The sequence below is a fragment of the Solibacillus daqui genome (genome assembly GCF_028747805.1).
In the GTDB taxonomy this organism is placed as follows: domain Bacteria; phylum Bacillota; class Bacilli; order Bacillales_A; family Planococcaceae; genus Solibacillus; species Solibacillus daqui.
In genome coordinates this window covers 3,122,001-3,144,869 of record NZ_CP114887.1, presented here as the reverse complement: position 1 = coordinate 3,144,869, position 22,869 = coordinate 3,122,001, and the positions used below count along the sequence as shown (strand labels likewise).

At 38.6% G+C, this 22,869-nt stretch carries 18 protein-coding genes and 1 riboswitch; of the genes, 13 read left to right on the top strand and 5 right to left on the bottom strand.

The window, feature by feature from the left end:
* Positions 1-531: a cysteine peptidase family C39 domain-containing protein gene (locus O7776_RS15525; protein ID WP_274307870.1), complete on the bottom strand. Its 531-nt coding sequence runs from the start codon at positions 529-531 to the stop codon at positions 1-3.
* Between the two features lie 122 nt (positions 532-653).
* Here O7776_RS15525 and O7776_RS15520 point away from each other — a divergent pair, with 122 nt between their 5' ends.
* Positions 654-1,178, top strand: coding sequence for a sigma-70 family RNA polymerase sigma factor (locus tag O7776_RS15520; RefSeq protein ID WP_274307869.1), 525 nt, complete (start codon positions 654-656; stop codon positions 1,176-1,178).
* Positions 1,147-2,601: a hypothetical protein gene (locus O7776_RS15515; RefSeq protein WP_274307868.1), complete on the top strand. Its 1,455-nt coding sequence runs from the start codon at positions 1,147-1,149 to the stop codon at positions 2,599-2,601. The genes O7776_RS15520 and O7776_RS15515 overlap by 32 nt, the downstream gene beginning before the upstream one ends.
* Positions 2,602-2,666: 65 nt before the next feature.
* Here the strand turns inward: O7776_RS15515 and O7776_RS15510 are convergent, their stop codons facing one another.
* On the bottom strand, positions 2,667-3,845 hold the full coding sequence (locus O7776_RS15510; protein WP_274307867.1) for an MFS transporter: 1,179 nt from the start codon (positions 3,843-3,845) through the stop codon (positions 2,667-2,669).
* 121 nt (positions 3,846-3,966) lie between these two features.
* Entirely contained in the window at positions 3,967-4,284 is a 318-nt protein-coding gene (locus O7776_RS15505; protein ID WP_274307866.1) for a thioredoxin family protein, read from the bottom strand.
* Between the two features lie 318 nt (positions 4,285-4,602).
* Between O7776_RS15505 and O7776_RS15500 the strand changes: the two genes are divergently transcribed.
* The 3 genes from O7776_RS15500 to O7776_RS15490 all read left to right on the top strand — a co-directional run bounded on the left by O7776_RS15500 (position 4,603) and on the right by O7776_RS15490 (position 10,067).
* Positions 4,603-6,987, top strand: coding sequence for a 3-hydroxyacyl-CoA dehydrogenase/enoyl-CoA hydratase family protein (locus O7776_RS15500; protein ID WP_274307865.1), 2,385 nt, complete (start codon positions 4,603-4,605; stop codon positions 6,985-6,987).
* A gap of 71 nt (positions 6,988-7,058) precedes the next feature.
* Positions 7,059-8,231, top strand: a complete 1,173-nt coding sequence (locus O7776_RS15495) for an acetyl-CoA C-acetyltransferase (protein ID WP_274307864.1) — start codon at positions 7,059-7,061, stop codon at positions 8,229-8,231.
* Between the two features lie 54 nt (positions 8,232-8,285).
* Positions 8,286-10,067 carry an acyl-CoA dehydrogenase FadE gene (locus O7776_RS15490; RefSeq protein WP_274307863.1) on the top strand — a complete coding sequence of 594 codons (1,782 nt, stop codon included), beginning with the start codon at positions 8,286-8,288 and terminating at the stop codon, positions 10,065-10,067.
* 110 nt (positions 10,068-10,177) lie between these two features.
* Here O7776_RS15490 and O7776_RS15485 read toward each other — a convergent pair whose 3' ends face one another.
* Positions 10,178-12,244 (bottom strand): choice-of-anchor I family protein, encoded by a 2,067-nt coding sequence (locus tag O7776_RS15485; RefSeq protein ID WP_274307862.1) that lies wholly within the window; start codon positions 12,242-12,244, stop codon positions 10,178-10,180.
* 398 nt (positions 12,245-12,642) lie between these two features.
* On the opposite strand from O7776_RS15485, the gene O7776_RS15480 reads away from it, so the two are divergent.
* The 7 genes from O7776_RS15480 to O7776_RS15450 all read left to right on the top strand — a co-directional run bounded on the left by O7776_RS15480 (position 12,643) and on the right by O7776_RS15450 (position 17,259).
* Complete coding sequence (locus tag O7776_RS15480; protein WP_274307861.1) at positions 12,643-12,999, top strand: arsenate reductase family protein; 357 nt, start codon at positions 12,643-12,645, stop codon at positions 12,997-12,999.
* 80 nt (positions 13,000-13,079) lie between these two features.
* Entirely contained in the window at positions 13,080-13,460 is a 381-nt protein-coding gene (gcvH, locus tag O7776_RS15475) for a glycine cleavage system protein GcvH (protein ID WP_241370160.1), read from the top strand.
* 71 nt (positions 13,461-13,531) lie between these two features.
* Positions 13,532-13,852 carry a toprim domain-containing protein gene (locus O7776_RS15470; RefSeq protein ID WP_274307860.1) on the top strand — a complete coding sequence of 107 codons (321 nt, stop codon included), beginning with the start codon at positions 13,532-13,534 and terminating at the stop codon, positions 13,850-13,852.
* A 13-nt stretch (positions 13,853-13,865) separates the two neighbouring features.
* Positions 13,866-14,168, top strand: a complete 303-nt coding sequence (locus O7776_RS15465) for a thioredoxin family protein (RefSeq protein ID WP_274307859.1) — start codon at positions 13,866-13,868, stop codon at positions 14,166-14,168.
* Positions 14,169-14,229: 61 nt separating this feature from the next.
* A riboswitch (SAM riboswitch) is annotated at positions 14,230-14,332 on the top strand.
* A gap of 141 nt (positions 14,333-14,473) precedes the next feature.
* Complete coding sequence (locus O7776_RS15460; RefSeq protein ID WP_274307858.1) at positions 14,474-15,502, top strand: methionine ABC transporter ATP-binding protein; 1,029 nt, start codon at positions 14,474-14,476, stop codon at positions 15,500-15,502.
* The gene (locus O7776_RS15455; protein ID WP_274307857.1) at positions 15,495-16,163 is read left to right on the top strand and encodes a methionine ABC transporter permease; all 669 of its coding nucleotides are present in this window, start codon (positions 15,495-15,497) and stop codon (positions 16,161-16,163) included. The genes O7776_RS15460 and O7776_RS15455 overlap by 8 nt, the downstream gene beginning before the upstream one ends.
* Positions 16,164-16,416: 253 nt before the next feature.
* Positions 16,417-17,259 carry a MetQ/NlpA family ABC transporter substrate-binding protein gene (locus O7776_RS15450; RefSeq protein WP_274307856.1) on the top strand — a complete coding sequence of 281 codons (843 nt, stop codon included), beginning with the start codon at positions 16,417-16,419 and terminating at the stop codon, positions 17,257-17,259.
* 60 nt (positions 17,260-17,319) lie between these two features.
* Here the strand turns inward: O7776_RS15450 and gltC are convergent, their stop codons facing one another.
* Positions 17,320-18,222, bottom strand: coding sequence for a glutamate biosynthesis transcriptional regulator GltC (gene gltC / locus O7776_RS15445; protein WP_274307855.1), 903 nt, complete (start codon positions 18,220-18,222; stop codon positions 17,320-17,322).
* Between the two features lie 119 nt (positions 18,223-18,341).
* On the opposite strand from gltC, the gene gltB reads away from it, so the two are divergent.
* Positions 18,342-22,865, top strand: a complete 4,524-nt coding sequence (gltB, locus tag O7776_RS15440; RefSeq protein WP_274307854.1) for a glutamate synthase large subunit — start codon at positions 18,342-18,344, stop codon at positions 22,863-22,865.
* Positions 22,866-22,869: the final 4 nt, after the last annotated feature.

Genomic DNA, 22,869 nt, shown 5'->3' with positions numbered 1-22,869 from the left:
CTAACGCTTTATAGGTTCAATTTTAACAAAGTTTAATACTTTACGATTATCATCATATTTAAAGGAGCGCACTTGGCTATCGCGATTGCGACCACCATTATCATGGATTGATAAGAACAATTCACCATTTTTAATTTCGTAGCCAATGAGTGGTACCCAATGGTATTTATAAAGTGGCTTATTTTTTGGTAAAAACTTCCACGAAAAATAAACATCAAAGCGCATCGCTACAGGATTGCCTTCACGTAACTGCTCAATTGCTTGCGTTATTGTACACTCCTCTACACACCAATCATCACCAAGCAGCTTGCGCAAATTGCGGATTAGACGCCACTTAAATAATCCGATTTTTGTACCGCCAAGTAGTTTATACAATTCATTAATATCATGTGGTAGCACCTTTTCGTCATTTTGACATAAATAATTTAAAATCACGTGTGCTGTAGTTGGTCCGCATGCAGAGTTTTGGAATTCAGTTCGAATATCTGCACTATATTGTGATTTTCCTGTGATATTTAGTAGGATTTTCATGCTACAACCTCCCAGTTTTTATAAAGTAATAATATACCTAAATAAAATATATTTGGCCCTTTTGAAACTATTTCAAGTAGTGTGCCGTCTAACGGTAAATTCTTTTGTAAGGTGGTGACAAAATGCAGCTAGAGCAGTTGATCCGAGCGCATGGTGAGGAATTATTACGCCTTGCTTATACATATGTGAAAAATAAAGAAACAGCTGAGGATATTGTACAAGACGTCTTACTAAAAGCTTTTGAGCAGCAGGGACAATTTCGTGGGGAAGCAAGTTACCGTACGTATTTATATCGCATGACAATAAACCGTAGCTATGATTATTTACGCAGTTGGAGCCATAAAAATACCATTCTCACTGAAAAAATCCAACAAATTTTTAAAGGCACGAAATCAGCGGAGCAGGAAGTACTTGTTTTAACAGAAAACCGGGTATTAGGTGAGGCGGTACTCGGTTTACCGCTTAAATATCGTGAAATCATCGTCTTATATTATTACAAAGAACTTAAAATCGATGAAATTGCCGAGATGTTATCGTGTTCAGACAATACGGTGAAAACGAGGCTAAGGCGCGGACGAGAAAAACTAAAGCAAACGCTAGAAGGAGGTGCGTGGGATGACGAAATCTCAAATGAAACAGGCCATTGATGAAGCAATTAGTAACGGACCGATGATGAACGAGAACTTTGTACAAAAAGTACTGAACGATAAAAAACGTTCGAAAAAAACAATTCCTTTTTTACAACCAGCACTTGTAGTAGTAATGATGCTAGTGATTGGTACGGTACTTTATTTTAGTCCTTCACAAATAGAGCATTCTGCAATAGAAATTAAAGAGTTTAGTTTAACTGATGCACAAGCCAAGCTAGTAGAAAACTATTATACTGCCATTGCTATGAAGGATGAAAAAGCGCTGGCAAAAGTGGCAACAATGAGCAACGAAGAAGTCATCAATCGTTATAAGGGGTTTGACTTAACAAATCACATAGAAGTGATCAAAACAATTGATGACGAAAAAGAGTTAATACTTTATATAAAATTACAAGATAAATTACAAGATACTACGTCTTCGTATTTAGAAAAGCTCGTATTAGATAAGGAAAGCCAAAAATTCATTATAAATGATGCTTATGCATTTCTATATTACGAGGAAGAAATTGTGCTCCCAAAATCAATCTCCCTAACATATCAAGATGCACCTATTGCGACACCTATGAAAACTACACCGAGGAAGCTTGAAAAGGCCGAACAACAAACAATCAATGGCAACACCTTATATCAAATTGAAACAAAAGCAGGCATGCAACGAGTTTTTGAATCGTTTTCTGGTGAGCGCTTTGATTTAGGGATTGCTAGTGAAGGGATTTCTTATTTTAATTCGGGAGAAAGCAATCAATTTTTTATCATAGATAGCTTAACGAATCAGCTGACATATATTTACTTGAATCAGCAAGGTAATTATCAAATGATAACAGGTGATCTTGGTGAGCAAAGCAACACGCTATATCAAACTGATTTCCATGACGCACCGTTTGTAGTAACGGGTGGTACACAGCCAAAAATAATGACGATTCAAAATGGTGAGCTTATTTATGCTAATATTTTTGCGAATGCTGAATTTGTACAGCCACTTGAATTTTATAGTACGGAAAGCTATGGTACGGTATTACTCGTGAAATATACAGAGGATTTGCGGCAAACATCTCAGTATTTCGAACTAAAGTCGATGAATCTCTATGAGGATTTAAGATTGCGAGATATGCTAGAAGCAAAGCCAGAGCATTTTAAAGATATGTTTTTAATGAATCGCTATAATGATCAACTAATTTATATCTTTAATGAGGATACGATTTATTACAGAGGTAAAACGGCTACAAGCGAATTAGTTGAAAAAACGTACACAAATATCCAAGTCGAAACAAAGGGCAATCAATATTTCATTACAGGAGACGACGGTTTTAGCTGGACACTAACACGCACCGCACCGCGCATTTTGCAGGATGAAAAAGGCATTGAATATACAATACCTATTGCTTTTGAGGATATACCCGAAATCGACAACTCCAAATAAAAACGAAACCTACCTCGAAATTCGGGGTAGGTTTCGTTTATTTACAATTTGCTATTCAAGCATGTTTAAGAAACTGTAGGTGTTTGTACCTTTTTCCACATAAACGTGAAAATAATCGTTCCTATTAAGATTATAAGCCCTGCAATAAATGGATACAAAATTTGAATATCATATAATGCACCTGCAAGCAGTGGACCTAAAATGTTACCAATACTCATATATGCATTGTTCATGCCCATCGCAAAGCCTTGTTCATTGCCCGCTAATTTTGAAATCAAAGTTGTTAAAACCGGACGTAAAATGGACGTTGCTAAGAAGATTAATAATGAAATCGCAAAAAATAAATTGTAGCTATTGGCGATAATCGATAGTGAGAAGCCAATTGCTGTGACGATTAAAAATAGTTTCAAGACATTTAATTCGCCCATTACTTTGACAATCCAATCGACAACAAACAGCTGCATAATGACACCTACTAAGCCAGTAGCCGTCACCATAAACGCAATTTCCTGAGGTGTTGCACCAAATTGGTCATCCACATATAGTCCGAGCACGGTTTCATAAGCCATTAACCCGAAGCTCATAATTAATGTAATAATCAATGGAATAAAGAATGGTTTTTTCACAGACAAAAGAATGTCTTTTACCATAGATGAATCTGGTTGCGCCACGATATCCACTTTTTCTAATTGGCTTTCCTTTAATGTAAAGAAAGAGACGACAAACGCTAAAAGTCCTACAATTGCCGAAACTAATAAAGGAGTTTTCAGTCCATAATCAGCTAAAAAACCACCGATCCCTGGACCAATCACAATACCCAAAGACATCGCAGCAGAAATAAAGCTATTTCCCTTTGCACGCTGGTCCATTGTTGTAATATCGGCTACATATGCATAAATTGCCGGAATTAAAAACGCACAGCCAATCCCACCAATCGCGCGTGATACATACAGTAACGCAACTGAATCAGCAAAATAAAAGATAAACATCGAGATTGCTAATGTTAAAAGTCCGATATTAATGAGCGGGCGGCGACCATATTTGTCGGTCCATTTCCCACCAATAGGTGATACTAAAAACTGAGCGAATGCAAAAATCGCAATAATTAGCCCTGCAGCCGTCCCACCTTGGCCAAGTTCTTTTAAATAGGCAGGGATAATCGGAATAATTATCCCAAAGCTTCCTACTGCAATAAACATATTGAGCATAAGAAGCGCTAATTTTTTTCGTTGATCTGAAGTCATTGTTGTTCCTTTCATCTTACAAATTTGCATGTAGACCATTGTAATATGGAATTTGAATGAACACAAATACTATTAGGAAGTAAAAACGAACGAAGCCAATAGATGCTTCGTCCGTTTCAAATTACGCTTGTGCGTTTAAGAACTCTTCAACTTGTGCAGGTGACTTTGCATTAGCGCTATGTAAGTGAGCTAATTTTTCACCGTTTTTGAAGATTAATAATGATGGAATCCCCATGACTTGATATTTCTCAGCTAAATCTGGGAAGTTATCACGGTTAATTGAGTACCAGTCATATTGGTTGTATTCTTCAATAATTGGATCGATAAACATATCCATACGCGTACAGTCTGGGCACCAGCCAGCGAAGAACTTAATGATGATGGCTTTGTCTGTCCCTGTTAGTTCTGTGAATTGTTCAATTGTTGTAATTTCTTGCATTTGTTTCACGCTCCTTTAAGCTCATTGTACACGAAATAAGACGATTACGAAAAGTAATTAAACTTTAACAATGAATAAAAATAGAACTGTAATTTTTCAAATTATTGGTTTAATCGTAAATTGCAATTCGACGATATTTTAAATAGAAAAATATTATTCGAATCTATTTTGAGCGAAATAGATTTTTCTAAAAATTTCAAGAAAATTATTGCGCAAATTGTCAAAATAATCTACACTAAGAACAGAAAAGCTGTTTGAAGTTTTTTTTTCATTTCAAAATGAATGACTGTTCATTCAAGGGAGAAGGGGGAAGTGCTCGTGTCTTACAACATTCAAAAAGTAGCGGTTTTAGGTTCAGGGGTTATGGGTTCAGGTATTGCAGCACATTTAGCAAACATCGGTATTCCTACATTATTATTAGATATCGCGCCAAACGGGCTTACGAAAGAAGAAGAGGCTAAGGGTTTAACGCTTGATTCGAAAGCAGTAAAAAATCGTTTCGTTAATTCGGCTATGCAAAAATTACTAAAGCAAAAGCCAGCGCCACTTTCTACGAAAAAAAATCTAGCCTTAATTACACCAGGTAACTTTGACGATGATTTAGATAAATTAAAAGATGTCGATTGGATTATCGAAGTTATCGTAGAAAAATTAGACATTAAAAAAGGGTTATTCGAAAAGATTGATGCAGTTCGTAAACAAGGCACAATCATTTCATCAAATACATCAGGGGTAAGCATAAACGCGATGGCGGAAGGGCGTTCAGAGGATTTCCAAGCACATTTTCTTGGCACACATTTCTTCAACCCGCCACGCTATTTAAAACTACTAGAAGTCATTCCATCAAAAACGACAAAGCCAGAAGTAGTGTCGTTCATGCAAGCATTTGGAGAAGACGTACTTGGTAAAGGGGTCGTAATTGCTAAAGACACACCAAACTTTATCGCTAACCGTATCGGTACTTACGGTTTAATCGTCACAATGAATGAAATGATTGCACGTAACTACTCAGTGGGCGAGGTAGATTCGGTAACAGGTCCAATTATTGGCCGTCCAAAATCGGCAACATTCCGTACGCTAGATGTTGTCGGTCTTGATACATTCGCTCACGTTGCGAAAAACGTATATGACCACACAACTGGCGCGGAACAGCAAGTATTTGAAGAGTCACTAATCTTAAACAAAATGATTACAAACGGTTGGTTAGGTGCAAAGTCAGGTCAAGGTTTCTTCAAAAAAGAGGGCAAAACTATTTTGGAGCTAAATTTATCAACATTTGAATATGAGCCAACGAAAAAGCTCGTTGCACCATCACTTGAAATGGCGAAGCAAGCAAAAGGTCCAGGCGGCAAATTAAAAACGTTAATTTACGCAAATGACCGTGTAGGCGAATTATTATGGAACTCATTCGCACCAACATTACTTTATTCAGCACAGCTTACAGGTGAAATTGCAGACGACATCGTAGCAATTGATAACGCAATGAAATGGGGCTTCGGCTGGGCACAAGGTCCATTCGAGATGTGGGATGCAATAGGCGTAGAAAAATCAGTCGAAAAAATGAAAGAAGAAGGTAGTGAGATTCCAGCATTTGTTACAGGGTTACTTGATAAAGGCTTCACAACATTCTATTCAGAAATCGACGGCGATTTAGCTTACTATAACGGTACTGAATACGTAAAAGTACCAGTAAACGAAAAAGCAATCGACTTAAAACGCTATAAGAAAAAGCATGGTGTCATCAAGTCAAATTCAGGTGCAAGTTTAATCGACTTAGGTGACGGTATTGCCTTACTTGAATTTCACTCAAAATCAAATGCAATTGGCTTAGATATCGTACAAATGATTAACTTTGCGATTGATGAAGTTGAGAAAAACTTCAAAGGGCTTGTCATCGGAAACCAAGGCAAAAATTTCTGTGTAGGAGCCAATCTTGCAATGATTTTAATGGAAGCACAAGACGATAATATTTTCGAGCTTGATTTCGTGATTAAGTCATTCCAGCAAGCAATGCGTCGTATTAAATATTCGACAAAACCAGTAGTTGCAGCACCTTTCCAAATGGCCTTAGGTGGTGGAGCGGAAGTATGTTTACCGGCTACACATATTCAAGCATCTGCTGAAACGTATATGGGGCTGGTTGAAGTTGGTGTAGGTTTAATCCCAGGTGGTGGCGGTAATATTGGACTTTATGAAAAATTCATTAAAGGCTTACCAAATGGTGTAGAAGTAGACTATCAAAATATTGCCAATAAAGTATTTGAAACAATTGCGCTGGCGAAAGTTTCAACATCTGGTGAAGAGGCACGTGAAAATAACTTCTTAAACTTCGCAGACGGAATTTCAGTGAATCCGGATCACTTAATTTATGACGCAAAACAAGCAGCATTAGCACTTGCAGATGCAGGCTACACACCACCAGTGAAAAGCACTGTAAAAGTAGTGGGTGCACCGGGCTATGCGACATTATTATTAGGGGCACAAGGCATGTTCGATTCAGGCTACATTACAGAGCACGACTTAAAAATCGCGAAAAAGCTTGCATACGTAATCGCGGGCGGTAAAGTACCATACGGAACAGAAGTGTCTGAAGATTACCTATTAAACTTAGAAAAGCAAGCGTTCCTAGAGCTAGTAGCAGACCAAAAATCACAAATGCGTATGCAGCACATGTTAGTAAAAGGAAAGCCGTTACGTAACTAATTGAACGTTCATGAAAATACTTTGCTAGCAAGTGAATCCTTGCTAGCCCATTACAAGGGGGAAACATCATTATGCGTGAAGCCGTTATCGTTGCAGGTGCACGAACACCAATCGGTCGAGCAAAAAAAGGAACACTTGCGAACACTCGTCCAGATGATTTTGGTGCAGTAGTAGTAAAAGAAACGTTAAAACGTGCGGGTTATGAAGGTCCGGTTGATGATTTAATTATGGGATGTGCGATGCCAGAAGCAGAGCAAGGTATGAATGTAGCACGCTTAGTTGGTGCGCTAGCTGGCCTTCCAGATACAACACCAGCACTAACAGTAAACCGCTTCTGTTCATCGGGCTTACAAACAATTGCTTACGCAGCAGAGCGCATTATGCTTGGCCACGCAAAAGCGATCGTTGCAGGTGGTACAGAATCAATGAGTATGATTCCAATGACAGGTAACACAGTGCGTTTAAATCCGAAATTAGCTGAAGAAGCACCACAGTATTATATTGGCATGGGCCACACAGCAGAAGAAGTAGCAAATCGTTATAACGTTAGTCGTGCAGATCAAGATGCTTTCGCGGTACGCTCTCATGAGTTAGCCGAAAAGGCAATAAAAGAAGGTAAATTCAGAGATGAAATCGTACCAGTAGAAGTTGTTGAATACTTTGTTGATGAAAATAATCAATTAAAAGAAAAGAAAATCGTTTTCGATACAGATGAGGGCGTTCGTCCAGGAACATCAATTGAAGGCTTAGCTAAGTTACGCCCAGCTTTCAACGTCAAAGGTTCGGTAACAGCTGGTAATGCTTCGCAAACATCTGACGGCGCGGCAGCAGTACTTGTCATGGACCGTGAAGAAGCAGAAAAGCAAGGCATGAAGCCGCTTGCGAAATTCTTAGGTTTTGCGGTTGGAGGGGTGCCACCGGAAGTAATGGGAATTGGTCCAATTGTAGCAGTACCAAAAGCGTTAGAAATCGCGGGTATTACACAAGATCAGGTTGATTTATGGGAAATTAACGAAGCATTCGCCTCACAGTCAATTCAAGTTGTGCGTGAGCTAGGCATCGATATTGATAAAGTAAACGTAAACGGTGGCGCGATTGCTCTTGGGCATCCACTAGGGGCTACAGGTGCTATACTTTCAATCAAGCTAATTAACGAACTAAAACGCCGCGGTGGTAAATACGGTGTCGTAACAATGTGTATCGGCGGAGGTATGGGCGCAGCGGGCGTATTTGAAGTACTGTAAGTGGAATATGGAACGGAAAAAAATTTCACAGTGGGAAATAAGGAGGAATTCATAATGGAACAAACAACAAACATTATTAAAGGTGGCGGCTTCTTAATCGAAGACGTAGAAATCGAGCGTGTAATTACACCAGAGGACTTCACTGACGAGCAAAAAATGATTGCACAAACAACACAAGAGTATGTGCAAAATGAAATTGTGCCAGTAATTGAAAACTTGGAGCATCACGAGTTTGAGCACTCTGTACGTTTATTAAAAAAGGCAGGAGATTTAGGTTTATTAGCTGCTGATATACCTGAAGAGTACGAAGGTTTAGGCTTAGACAAAATTTCTTCAGCATTAATTGGTGAAAAAATGTCGCCAGCGGGTGGTTTCTCTATTACGCACGGTGCACATGTTGGTATTGGTTCTTTACCAATCGTATTATTCGGTAACCATGAGCAAAAAACACAATACTTACCGAAGTTGGCATCAGGTGAGTTAATCGCTGCTTACGCGTTAACAGAGCCAGGTTCAGGCTCAGACGCATTAGGTGCGAAAACGACGGCAAAGTTAAATGAAGCAGGCACTCACTACATTTTAAATGGTGAAAAACAATGGATTACAAATGCAGGCTTTGCAGACGTATTTGTAGTATACGCAAAAATCGATGGCGATAAATTTACTGCTTTTATCGTAGAACGCACATACCAAGGGGTTTCTGTTGGTCCAGAAGAGAAGAAAATGGGTATTAAATCATCTTCTACACGTACATTAATTTTAGAAGATGCTGTGGTGCCAGTAGAAAACGTATTAGGTGAAATCGGTCGTGGTCACGTAATCGCATTCAACATCTTAAATATCGGACGTTATAAATTAGGAGTAGGTACAGTAGGAGCTTCAAAACGTGCATTTGAACTTGCAGTAGCGTACACAAACCAACGTCAACAATTCAAAACAAAATTATCAGATTTCAACTTAACGAAAGAAAAACTCGCAACGATGGCATCTCAAATTTATGCGTCTGAGTCATTAAACTATCGCACAGTTGGTTACTTCGAGGACCGTTTAAGTCAGTTATCTGAAGCAGAGCAAAAAGACGGTAAAGCAATCGCAGGTGCTATCGCAGAATATGCAATCGAATGTTCAATCGCAAAAGTATTCGGCTCTGAAACATTAGATTATGTAGCAGACGAGGCAGTGCAATTACACGGTGGCTACGGCTTCATGGCAGAGTACGAAGTAGAGCGCATTTACCGCGACTCTCGTATCAACCGTATTTTCGAAGGTACAAACGAAATCAACCGTATGATCGTGCCAGGTACATTCATGAAAAAAGCATTAAAAGGTGAGTTACCGTTATTACAAGTAGCACAAGAGCTACAAAACGAGCTATTAATGTTAATGCCTGAAGAAATCGGCAATGAAGCATTAGAGCAAGAAAAATATTTAGTGAAAAACGCGAAAAAAATTGCGGTACTTGCAGCAGGTGCAGCAGCTCAGCGCTTCGGAGCAAAATTAGATGCAGAGCAAGAAGTTCTTGTAAACATCGCTAACATTGCAAATCAACTATACGCAATGGAATCAGCTGTTATTCGTACGCAAAAAGCAATTGCACGTGACGGTGAAGAAAAAGCAGCACAAAAAATTCTCTACACACAAATTTTCTGCCAAGAAGCATTTGCAGAAATCGAAAAAGAAGCAAAAGAAACATTAATCGCATCAGTTGAAGGTGACAATGCACGTATGATCCTTTCAGCGCTACGTAAGTTAACACGTAACAACCCATACAACTTAATTCTGAAAAAACGCCAAGCTTCAGTGAAGTTAATCGAAGCTGAAAAGTTTGTCGTTTAATCGGTAAAATCAAATAAAAACGAGATGTGGGACGCCGCATCTCGTTTTACTATAGATAAAATTCAAATGGAAGGCTATTTTTCTACTTTACGAAAGTGATAAAAAATCGATTAGTTTAACATTCGGCTGAAGACGATTGCGGCTTGTGCACGAGTTAAAGTTTTGTTTGGATTGAAGTTTTTATCTGAGCCAATCATGATTCCCTTTGATTGAAGTGCATAGATTGCTTGTTTTGCCTCTGTGCTAAGCTTGGCATCGTCATTATATTTTTCTGCTGTTACCTCCTCGAATGTTTCACCAGATAAAACAAGATAGTTATAAACTGCATAGGCAAATTCTTCTCGAGTAATTTCTTTGTTTGAAGCAAATATTTGATCCGTTACACCTGGAATTAAATTGTTTTCAATTGCCCATTCAATCCCATTCGTATTTGTATTTCCAGCTAATCGATTTAATACAGTTGCAGCTTGAGTTTTTGTGAATGGTTTGTTAGGTGCGAATGTCGTTTCGTTAACCCCAGTTAATAATCCGGCTTGTGTTACTTCGATAATTTCATTTTTTGCAATATGATTTTCAATGTCGTTGAATTTTAGATTTTTATCTTTTGCCAGGATATCTAACACTGTTACAGTTCCGCTAACCTCATGCCCAACTAATAATTGAGGTTTTTCACTCGTCACAAATGCTAATCCCTCTGGAGAAACGTCACCTTTTATAGCTTCGCTAAAGTCACGCGTATTCATATAGTCGACAAATTTAACCTTTGTTGGATCTGTAATGTTGTACATCATAATCCCACCGATACGCTCTAAACCAATGAATGCGAATACTTCGTCACCGATTTTACCAACTTTAACATCTTCAGGCTCAGGCCCTTTTTTACCGCTACGGTTATCAATCTTTACTTCATCATTCGTCGTATTGAAGTATTTAGGGTAAAGCTCGGCCGTTATTTTTTCAAAATCACTTCCGCTATCAAATACGATTTCCATTGTATCGGCATCAATGATTGAGAAAGAGCGTCCACCAAAAATATAGTCTTTTCCATCATCAAAGCCGTCATATTGCGTCGTATCATAATATACGATTTCGTTGCCATCTACTTCTTTTTCGTTTTCATTTAAATGGAATGAAGGTGTGTCTTCTTCTCCCCATTCACGACTGTCTCCCTCATTCGCAGTGACAATATAATTTTTACCGTTCGCGCTATACGTTGAAATCCCATCTGGCATATAAATGCCAAAGACATTCTCATTCTGAAGTTTTACGTCCTTATTTTTAAGTAGATCCAATTCATTTCCTTTTTCTTGATGGTCTTTAAATCCTAACCCATTTACTGAAATTACTTCGTTTGTTGTTAAGTCTATTTTTGCGATGGCATTGTTTTCTTGGAGTGAAACGTAAGCATATTTGCTATCTTCACTTACGACTACATATTCAGGCTCTAAATCTTCAGATGGTTTGGCATCTTTCTTTATAATTACTTGGTCTTTTACTAACTCGGCACGTTTTTCAGCACGATCAAATGCTTCAAATGTAATATTTTTAGTTGTCAAACCCGTAAAACCATTTGATACATCAATTACAGATACGGTACCTTGTGGGTCTTCAATTCCTTTTCCATAACCGTTACGAGGTTCCCCTTCGTTAGCAGTTAATACTTTTTTTCCATCTGGTGAGAATGTAATGTTATCAGGTTGTACCCCTATTTTTACGATACTTAATAGCTCTCCTTCACCAGTTAAAAATACGGCATAACCATCTTTTGTATAATCATCGGATTGGACTGCAGCAACTACAACGTTTTCATTAGGGGAAATGGCAATACTCGGTAGCCCCCCGTAAACGAAATCAGGATCGATAGTTTTAATTAATTCAGCAATGTCTACAGAAAAATCGGGTACTAAGTTCATTGCATTTGCTGAAGAATAATTCAGAGAGATTTTTTCTACTAATTTTGTATCACCGTTAATTAAATACATCGAATGATTGTGTTTGTTATAGGCAATAATTTCAGTCGTCCCACCATCAGGATTTTGAACGCCTGAATCATAATGAGCATCGACTGATAATTGATAATTTTGTACAGCTGCTTCCGTTGTTAAGCTCGGTGCCGCAATCAATGTTCCAGCCAACGCTAAAGCGAACATTGTTTTTGATGTAAAGTATTTACTCATTTTCCTACCGCCTTTTCTAGTTTTGTCTAGTTTAAGGTTGGATAGTTAATAGAATGTTAATTGTTTTCAAATTTTTGTAAAAACTAAAGTATGATTCAAAAAATGACTCATTTTACATTTTTAGAAAATTCTGTTTTATCTTCGTGTTTACTGGCATAGCCTTTTAAGCACTTAAACGTATCACATGGCTTTATCGCAGACATGCGATAGCTCACCAAAGTTATACAGAAGCTTATTAGAAAAACCAACCACATTTAATGACTAAAATCCATTTTTAAGGAGTAGGTTTGCTTCAAGTTCGAATAAAAGTAATCTTACTATTAATCGGATTTCGCTCGATTTGTTATTATATTTCGATTACAATAGAAAAAATTGAACTATACTAAGGGAGCGGAAAAATGACAATTCAATTTATTAACTATCCAAAATGTACAACCTGTAAAAAAGCACAAAAATGGTTAGATGAAAACGGTATTGCCTATGAAAATATTCACATCGTTGAACAAACGCCTTCTAAAGAACAGTTAAAGGCATATTATGAAGCAAGTGGTCTTCCCTTAAAGAAATTTTTTAACACATCAGGCATGAAGTACCGTGAGTTAGAGTTGAAAGACAAATTACCAACAATGTCTGAAGACGAGCAATTAGCACTATTAGCATCAGATGGCATGTTAATTAAACGTCCACTCGTAACAGATGGAAAAAAATTAACATTAGGATTTAAGGAGTCTGACTTCTTGGAAACTTGGAAATAACCGTTGAATATCATTGAATTTCCGAACGAAATATGGCAAAATGAACTTGAATATACTACATATTACTTGGAGGTTTTCTCATGAGCACACCAAAAGAATTAAGTTATACAAAAGAGCACGAGTGGATTAAAGTTGAAGGAAACAAAGCAACAATCGGTATTACAGACTTCGCACAATCTGAATTAGGCGACATCGTATTCGTTGAGCTACCAGAAGTAGGAGACGAAATTGCTAAAGATCAACCATTCGGTAGTGTGGAATCAGTAAAAACAGTTTCTGAACTTTACGCACCAGTGTCAGGTACAGTTGTTGCAGTAAATGAAGAATTATCAGATAACCCAGAATTCGTTAACGAATCTCCATACGGTACAGCTTGGATGATTACAGTTGAGCTTTCTAATGAAGCTGAAGTTGAAGAATTAATGGATGCAGATGCATACGCTGAATTAATCGAGCAATAATATTTAACGTCGAAACCTAGTATGTTTAGGTTTTGGCGTTTTTTGGTTATTAAACTATGGGAGGTGCTTTCATGGGAAAATGTATCATAGTAGAAGGACGTGCAGATAAGTTGAGAATCGAGCCAATTTTAGCAGAGAATGTGACAATTCTTTGTACGAATGGCACAATCAGTGAAGTCGATTTAATTGATTTATTAGAAGCTTACGAGCAAGATGATATTGTGACATTTTTTGACGCAGATAAAAATGGAGAAAAATTACGAAAGCTCATGAATCGGGTGTATCCAGAAGCGCAACAATTTATTATTCCGCAACAGTATAATGAAGTTGAAAAAACACCAACCGTTATATTACGCGATTTATTACAACAGGCAAAATTTTTAGTAAGATAGGAATGACATTACGATGGAACAATGGACAAGAAGCCAATGGGAGCAAAGTGTACAACAACATGAAAAAAGTGCACTTTTTATCTATACCCCTATGTGTGGGACATGTGATGTGGCCAAAAGAATTTTAAATGTAATTGAGGAATTACTACCAGATTTACCGATTGGAATGGCAAATATCAATTATTTAGAGAACCTCGCACAAGATCTGAAAATTGAAAGTGTTCCTTGCTTACTTGTTTCTAATAATGGACAATTACAGGAAAAAATTTATGCTTTTCAATCCGTACCATTTTTGTATGAAATATTAAAAAAGTAATTGACGAACAATTATTAGCATGATAAAGTAACATTCATACAAAACAAACTTAATAGCGTTACTCTTATAAAGAGAGGTGGAGGGAAGTGCCCTATGAAGCCCGGCAACCAGCAATTATTGCAAAGGTGCCAAGTCACACAAAGATTATCTTTGAAAGATGAGAGAACGGTTCAACGTATAAATTTGCGAAACCTTTCTACTTGTCGTGGTAGAAAGGTTTTTTGTTTGTTCTAAGAGGCGAATAAGTAAAAAAGCGATTATTGAACATAACGAACAGGTTATTTCAAGTTAAAGGAGTTCAAGCGATGATTGATATACAAAACATAACGAAAGTTTATAAAACAAAAAACGGCGATCTAACCGCCGTCAATGATGTAAACTTGTCGATTAATAAAGGTGAAATTTTCGGAATTATTGGATATAGTGGGGCCGGTAAAAGTACGATGATTCGCTTATTAAACGGTTTAGAAAAGCCAACAACTGGCTCGGTTATTGTCAATGGACAAGATATTGCGAAAGCGTCAGGTAATGAGTTACGTTCAGCTCGCCAAAAGATCAGCATGATTTTCCAACACTTTAATTTACTTTGGTCACGTACGGTTGAGGAAAACATTGCGTTCCCACTTGAAATTGCAGGTGTACCGAATGCCAAGCGTGCACAGCGCGTAGAGGAATTAATCGAACTAGTTGGTTTAAAGGGGCGCGGTAAAGCGTATCCGTCACAATTATCGGGTGGTCAAAAGCAGCGTGTCGGCATTGCCCGCGCATTAGCAAACAATCCAGAAGTATTACTTTGTGATGAAGCAACTTCTGCACTAGACCCAGAAACAACGGATTCGATTTTACAATTACTGCTAGACATTAACAAACAAATCGGGCTAACAATTGTTCTGATTACGCACGAAATGCACGTTATCCGTAAAATTTGTAACCGTGTCGCAGTTATGGAAGCTGGTAAAGTTGTAGAACAAGGGGATGTATTACAAGTGTTCCAACTTCCTCAAGCACCGATTACGAAAAACTTCGTATCGAAGGCTGCTGGTGAAACGCAAGAAACACAAGCATCGCTAGAGCAAATTTTAACGAACTATCCATCAGGAAAAATTGTGAAATTGACATTTGCTGGAGCTACAACAGAGCAACCGGTCATCTCCCAAATTATTAAGCAATTCGATGTTGTCATTAATATTGTGCATGGCAAAATTTCAACGACAACGGGCGGTTCACTTGGTACATTGTTTGTCCACATTGATGGCGACAAGCAGCAAATACAAAAGGCACTCCAATTTTTAAAACAGCATGAAATACAAATGGAGGTGATTGAGCATGATTAATCAATTATTTCCAAATGTGAATTGGGACAAAATGCTCGAAGCCACATACGAAACATTGTATATGACAACAGTCGCAACGGCAGTGACATTCGTATTGGGTATTTTAATCGGGATTGTTTTATTTTTAACAAGCGACAATCAACTATGGGCTAATAAAATCGTCCACTTTTTAACGGGATCTATCGTTAATATTTTCCGTTCGATACCGTTTATCGTGCTAATCATTTTATTAATTCCTTTCACGAAGTTTTTACTTGGAACAATTCGTGGTGCTAATGCAGCATTACCGGCTTTAATTATTGGGGCCGCACCGTTTTATGCGCGCATGGTATTAATTGCGCTACGTGAAATTGATAAAGGTGTTATCGAAGCGGCTCGTTCAATGGGTGCGAAAACGTCAACAATCATTTGGAAAGTATTAATTCCAGAAAGCTTACCGGCGCTTATTTCTGGGATTACAGTAACAGCGGTAGCACTTGTAGGGTATACAGCGATGGCTGGTATTATCGGTGCAGGTGGTCTTGGAAACTTAGCCTTCCTTGATGGTTTCTCTCGTAATCGTACAGACGTTACATTTATGGCGACCATTATTATTTTAATCATTGTATTTATTATTCAAATTATTGGTGATAGCATTACAACAAAAATTGATAAACGATAGTTAGTGGCAATTACGCCGTAATTATATAGCCAATACTTATCGAACAAGCATCTCTTAACTTGATGACTCAAGTTAAGCCCCCGGCGGATGTCACAGATTTTTAGAGGAATTTTTCGAGCAAACTCGAAAAAATCTGGACGCATCTACGCCGAGGCGTAAATGATTAAGAGGTGCCTCTGTATAGTGAATATCCAGAATATAAAAAATGTTCGAAAAGTTTAGGTGAGAAAAATATAGAATAGAGGAAAAAATGATGAAAAAATTATTATCTTCAGTAGCATTAGGTGCTTCAATCCTTGCTCTAGCAGCATGTGGGACAGACGAAAAATCAACAACAGGCAGCGATACAACAGCAGAGCCAACAACATTAGTGGTAGGTGCTTCAAACACACCTCACGCCGCAATTTTAGAACAAGTTCAACCAATTTTAGAAAAACAAGGTATCGAATTACAAATCGAACCTTATCAAGATTATGTATTACCAAACCAAGACTTAGAATCTGGTGATTTAGATGCCAACTACTTCCAACATATTCCGTATTTTGAAGGTCAAAAAGCAGAATTTAACTATGACTTCGCAAATGCTGGTGGTATTCACATTGAGCCAATCGGTATTTACTCTAAAAAATATGCATCTTTAGAAGAGCTTCCTGAAGGCGCAACAATTCTATTATCAAACTCTGTAGCTGACCATGGCCGTATGCTTTCATTACTTGAAGCACAAGGTTTAATCAAGTTAGCTGATGGTATCGATAAAACTAAAGCAGAGCTTAAAGACGTTGTAGAAAACCCAAAAAATTTAGTATTTGATTATGATACAGCTCCAGAAATGTTATTCCAAATGTACGATAACGAAGAAGGTGACGCGGTATTAATTAACTCAAACTTCGCAATCGACAACGGTATTAACCCATTAGAAGACGCAATCGCCATCGAGTCTGGTGATTCACCATACGTGAACATCATTGCTGTTCAATCTGGTGACGAAGATTCAAAAGAAATTAAAGCATTAGTTGAAGCATTACACTCTAAAGAAATTCAAGACTTCATCGTAGAAGAATGGGGCGGCTCAGTAGTTCCAGTTGACGGGAAGTAACAAAATAATTGTATTTAAAAAAACCATTTTCCAGTTTGTTCTGGAGAATGGTTTTTTTCATTATTGAAACCTCGACAGACGTGAATAGAATTTAGATACAAAATCCACAAATACTTGTTCTGATGGAGCGAGGTCCCGTGTTGTTGGCGCGATGATGCCGACCGTTCTACGGATTGTAGGACTTGCAATTGGCATCTTCACCGTCATACGCGGTGTCGAATCGTAAAGTGAGCTTTCCGGTAGTAGTGTCACACCGATTCCTGCAGCAACTAAACCTTTCAATGCATCCATATCTTCACCCTCAGATGTAATCTTTGGAACGAAGCCAGCTGAACGACAAGCGTCAACGGCAACTTTTTGTAAAATATATCCTTCTGGGAACAATACAAAGTTGTCATTTTTTAAATCAATTAAATGAATTGAGTCTTGTTTTGCTAATGGATGTGTCGCGGGTATTAAAGCGTGAATGCTTTCACTAAAAAGAACGGTTGTATTAATCGCCTCATCTTTTGGCGGTAATGGACCAAGTAATGCTAAATTAAGTTCGCGATTTTTTACGGCTTCAATCAAATATTTATAGGAACCTTGGCGTAAATGGAATGAAATATCTGGGTACTCTTTCTTAAATGCAGAAATGATGGTTGGTAAAACATAGCTAGCTAAACTTGTAGGAAAGCCAACTTTAATTGTCCCTTTTGCTGGGTCTAAATACTCTTCAACTTGCTTGGCAGCAAAATCAATTGCCTTCAGGGCGGTAATGCTGTGCTCTAAAAAAGTTTTACCAATCGGTGTCAGTTTGACGTTACGTCCGACACGTTCAAAAAGTGGTGCTCCGAGCTCTTCTTCTAAATTGGCAATTTGTCGGCTAATTGCAGACTGTGCAACGTGTAAATACTCAGCAGCTTCGGATATATGTTCACGTTCTGCTACCTCGACAAAGTAACGTAATTGTCGTAATTCCATAAATCCCACTCCATTCATCTAAAAAGTAGATTGTTTCTATCCAAACTATATATTGTTTATATTATTTCGAAAACTTTAAAATGTAAATACGTTATTGAAAGAATGAGGGGGAATTAAATATGAGTTTTCACCAGTTACCACAAGCACAAGGTTTATATAATCCACAGTTTGAACATGACGCATGTGGCATCGGGATGTACGCAAATATGAAGGGAAAACCTTCACATCAAATCGTGAAAAATGGTTTAGAAATGTTATGTCGCTTAGAACACCGTGCTGGACGTGGGGGAGACGGTAAAACAGGCGATGGTGCAGGTCTAATGGTTCAAATACCAGATGCTTTCTTCAAAATCAACTGTCCGGAACTAAATTTACCTGAGAAAGGTGAGTACGGCGTTGGGCAAGTTTTCTTCACGGAAAATGACAGCGAACGCCAACAAATTGAGCAAAAAATGAATGAACTAATCGTACAAGAAGGGCAGGACTTAATTGGCTGGCGAACAGTTCCAACAAATAAAGAAAATTTAAGTGAGATTGCAAAATCAAGTGCACCAATTATTCGTCAAGTTTTTATTCGATCCAAAACAAGTGATGCAAAAAGCTTTGAGCGTAAGCTGTATTTAATCCGTAAGCAGTTAGAGCACTGGGCTGACAAGCAAGAATTTGAATTGTATGTACCAAGTCTTTCAAGCCAGACGATGGTATTTAAAGGTTTACTAGCTCCAGAGGAAGTAAGTGACTTCTACATCGATTTACAAGATGAAAGCTTCGTATCGGCATTAGCACTAGTACACTCACGGTATTCAACGAACACATTCCCATCTTGGAAACGTGCACACCCAAACCGCTACATTATTCATAACGGGGAGATTAACACATTGCGTGGGAACATTAACTGGATGCGTGCCCGTGAACAACAATTTGTTTCGGAAGCGTTTGGGGATGATTTAGAAAAGCTACTACCAATCATTGATACAACAGGTTCAGATTCATCGATGCTTGATAACGCATTTGAATTTTTCGTATTAGCAGGTCGTACACCAGCAGAGACGGCGATGATGATGATTCCAGAGCCTTGGACAGAAAATCCACGTATTGAGAAAGACCGTAAAGCATTTTATCAATATCATGCAAGTTTAATGGAGCCATGGGATGGTCCAACAGCAATTTGCTTCACAGATGGTAAGCAAATTGGTGCGATTTTAGATCGTAACGGCTTACGTCCAGGTAGACTTTACGTTACAAAAGATGATCACGTTATTTTTTCTTCTGAAACAGGCGTTGTAGATTATGCAGAGGAAGATATTTTATATAAAGATCGTTTAAGTCCAGGCCGCATGCTGTTAATCGATTTAGAGCAAGGGAAAATTATTTCGGATGAAGAGCTGAAAGTAGAAATGGCAACAGCAGGGCCTTACGCACAGTGGTTACAAGATAATATGTTAAAGCTTGAAGTGACAGAAGAGAAACAAGTTCAAGTAAACGACATTACATTACGTCAAAAAATTCAAGGCTACACATATGAAGATGTGCAAAAATATATCGTACCACTTGCAAAGGATGGTAAGGATCCACTCGGCTCAATGGGGAATGACTCGCCACTTGCGGTATTATCAGAACGCCCGCAGTCTTTATTTAATTACTTTAAGCAATTATTCGCACAAGTAACAAACCCACCAATCGATTCCATTCGGGAGCATGTTGTTACATCTACTATGACAATGCTAGGTGCGGAAGGCGATTTACTTCATCCAACAGCACAAAACGCACGACGTATTATATTAGAAACGCCGGTATTAACAACGGCTGAGTACGAAAAGTTAATGAACAATGGTGATAGTGACTTTGAAGTAGCTGAAATCTCAATAAAATATACAGAATCTTTAGAGAATGAATTGAACCGTATTAAAGTAGAAGCAGAAGCAGCAATTTTTGGCGGAAGAACAATCATCGTTTTAAACGATTTTGTAGAGGATGCAAAGCAATTAACAATTCCGGTACTACTTGCAGCAAGTACGATACACCAATATTTAGTGCGTATCGGATTGCGTACGAAAGCAAGTTTAGTCGTTAATAGCGCGGAAGTTCGTGAAGTACATCACTTCGCCGCACTAATTGGCTTTGGTGTCGATGCAATTCACCCTTATTTGGCCTATGCAACGATTGCGCAGGCGATTGAAGAAAAGCATTTAGCATTACCTTTTGAAAAAGCAGTTCAAAAATATCGTAAAGGTGCTGCTGAAGGCGTCGTAAAAGTCATGTCAAAAATGGGTATTTCAACAGTACAGTCATACCGTGGAGCGCAAGTGTTCGAAGCGGTGGGTATTTCAAATGCGGTAATCGACGAATACTTTACAGGAACTGCTTCTCAAATTGATGGTATCGATTTACAAACAATCGGAGAAGAGGCAAAACGTCGCCACGAGGCAGCGTTAAATTCAATGACTGCCGAATTACAGTCAGGTTCAGAATTCCAGTGGCGTGCTGATGGTGAGCACCATGCATTCAATCCAAAAACAATTCACACATTACAATGGGCAACACGTAAAAATGATTACGGTCTATACCGTATGTTTGCGGAAATGGCAAATGAGGAGCGCATCGGTTTTTTACGCAATTTATTTGATTTCAAAAAGGCAGAACGTCGTTTATCGATGGAAGAAGTAGAATCTGTAGACTCAATCGTTAAACGCTTTAAATCAGGTGCGATGTCGTTCGGTTCGTTGTCAAAAGAGGCGCATGAAACATTAGCCATCGCAATGAATAAATTAGGAGCACGCTCAAATTCAGGAGAAGGCGGAGAAGATCCGGCACGTTATGAACTAGATTCTAATGGCGATAACCGTCGTTCAAGTATAAAACAAATTGCGTCAGGTCGTTTCGGTGTAAAATCTCATTATTTAGTAAATGCAGATGAATTACAAATCAAAATGGCACAGGGAGCAAAACCAGGTGAAGGTGGTCAATTACCGGGCAATAAAGTATATCCATGGGTTGCTGAGGTTCGTGGCTCAACACCAGGTGTCGGCTTAATTTCACCGCCACCACACCATGATATTTATTCAATTGAAGATATGGCAGAACTAATCCATGACTTAAAAAATGCCAATCGCTATGCACGTATTTCAGTAAAACTTGTAGCTAAAGCGGGAGTTGGGACAATCGCGGCGGGCGTTGCAAAAGGTGCAGCAGACGTTATCGTGATTTCAGGTTATGACGGTGGTACAGGTGCATCTCCGAAAACGTCCATTAAACATACAGGTTTACCATGGGAGCTTGGTTTAGCAGAGGCACATCAAACGTTAATGTTAAACGGCTTACGTGATCGCGTTGTATTAGAAACAGACGGTAAGTTAATGACGGGTAAAGATGTGGTAATGGCAGCGTTACTAGGAGCAGAGGAATTCGGTTTTGCAACAGCGCCACTAATTGTTTTAGGTTGTGTGATGATGCGTGCGTGTCATTTAGATACGTGTCCAGTAGGGGTAGCCACACAAAACCCTGCGCTACGAGCGAAATTTATGGGCAATGCGGATCATGTAGTTAGTTATATGCGTTTTGTGGCAGAAGAAATGCGTGAATACATGAGTATTTTAGGGTTCCGTACAGTGGAAGAAATGGTGGGCCGTACAGATGTCTTACAGATTTCAGCGCGTACAAAACAGCATTGGAAAGCAAGTCAGCTTGATTTATCGGCACTGCTACACCAAATGCAAGGTACACGTACGAAGCAGCAAGAGCAAGATCATCAAATCTCAGAAAGCTTTGATGTGCGTGAGCTATTGCCAAAAGTTGAGCAGGCGATTGCAAATAAAGAGGTAGTACAGCTAAACTATCCAATTAAAAATACAGATCGTGTAATGGGTACAATTGTAGGTAGTGAAATTTCACGTAAATACGGTGAAGTTGGTTTACCGGATAATACAATTCAACTTACGTTTACAGGGCATGCAGGACAGAGCTTTGGGGCCTTTACTCCACGAGGTATGGCAATGCGTGTTATTGGTGACGTCAATGACTACTTCGGTAAAGGCTTATCGGGTGGTAAAGTTGTTGCGATTGCACCGATCAAAGGGGATTTTGAGAAAAACGTCATTGCAGGGAATGTTTGCTTATATGGTGCAACGAGCGGGCAAGCGTTTATTAATGGTCGAGCAGGGCATCGCTTTGGTGTTCGTAACTCTGGTGCAAAGATTGTTGTAGAGGGTATTGGCGACCATGGCTGTGAATATATGACAGGCGGAAAAATCGTTGTACTAGGCGATGTTGGTCAAAACTTCGGTGCTGGGATGTCAGGTGGTATTGGCTACATTTTACCGAGCGACGAAGCCCAATTTAAAGCGCAATGCAATATGGAAATGATTCAATTTGAAAAGTTAAAAGAAGCACATGAAATTGAGCAAGTACGCCAGTTAATTATTAAACACTTAGAAGAAACAGAAAGCTCATATGCACTTGATGTTTTAGCGAAGTGGACAGAATTTGTACCGAAGTTTGTCAAGGTAGTACCGACAGACTATAAGGCAATCATCGAAAAAATTGAGCGTCATAAATTAAATGGGTTAACAGATGATAATGCGGCAATGCAAGCGTTTGTGGAGGTAACAGGAAGTCAGAAAAAGCTTGTGAGTTCGAAATTATAGGAGG

Bases quoted from the DNA above. Each gene is read 5' to 3' on its own strand.
- O7776_RS15495 (WP_274307864.1), top strand. From the start codon at position 7,059: ATGCGTGAAGCCGTTATCGTTGCAGGTGCACGAACACCAATCGGTCGA.
- O7776_RS15520 (WP_274307869.1), top strand. From the start codon at position 654: ATGCAGCTAGAGCAGTTGATCCGAGCGCATGGTGAGGAATTATTACGC.
- O7776_RS15515 (WP_274307868.1), top strand. From the start codon at position 1,147: ATGACGAAATCTCAAATGAAACAGGCCATTGATGAAGCAATTAGTAAC.
- gltC (WP_274307855.1), bottom strand. From the start codon at position 18,222: ATGGAATTACGACAATTACGTTACTTTGTCGAGGTAGCAGAACGTGAA.
- O7776_RS15480 (WP_274307861.1), top strand. From the start codon at position 12,643: ATGACAATTCAATTTATTAACTATCCAAAATGTACAACCTGTAAAAAA.
- O7776_RS15510 (WP_274307867.1), bottom strand. From the start codon at position 3,845: ATGACTTCAGATCAACGAAAAAAATTAGCGCTTCTTATGCTCAATATG.
- O7776_RS15450 (WP_274307856.1), top strand. From the start codon at position 16,417: ATGAAAAAATTATTATCTTCAGTAGCATTAGGTGCTTCAATCCTTGCT.
- O7776_RS15525 (WP_274307870.1), bottom strand. From the start codon at position 531: ATGAAAATCCTACTAAATATCACAGGAAAATCACAATATAGTGCAGAT.
- gcvH (WP_241370160.1), top strand. From the start codon at position 13,080: ATGAGCACACCAAAAGAATTAAGTTATACAAAAGAGCACGAGTGGATT.
- O7776_RS15465 (WP_274307859.1), top strand. From the start codon at position 13,866: ATGGAACAATGGACAAGAAGCCAATGGGAGCAAAGTGTACAACAACAT.
- O7776_RS15460 (WP_274307858.1), top strand. From the start codon at position 14,474: ATGATTGATATACAAAACATAACGAAAGTTTATAAAACAAAAAACGGC.
- gltB (WP_274307854.1), top strand. From the start codon at position 18,342: ATGAGTTTTCACCAGTTACCACAAGCACAAGGTTTATATAATCCACAG.
- O7776_RS15455 (WP_274307857.1), top strand. From the start codon at position 15,495: ATGATTAATCAATTATTTCCAAATGTGAATTGGGACAAAATGCTCGAA.
- O7776_RS15505 (WP_274307866.1), bottom strand. From the start codon at position 4,284: ATGCAAGAAATTACAACAATTGAACAATTCACAGAACTAACAGGGACA.
- O7776_RS15490 (WP_274307863.1), top strand. From the start codon at position 8,286: ATGGAACAAACAACAAACATTATTAAAGGTGGCGGCTTCTTAATCGAA.
- O7776_RS15470 (WP_274307860.1), top strand. From the start codon at position 13,532: ATGGGAAAATGTATCATAGTAGAAGGACGTGCAGATAAGTTGAGAATC.
- O7776_RS15485 (WP_274307862.1), bottom strand. From the start codon at position 12,244: ATGAGTAAATACTTTACATCAAAAACAATGTTCGCTTTAGCGTTGGCT.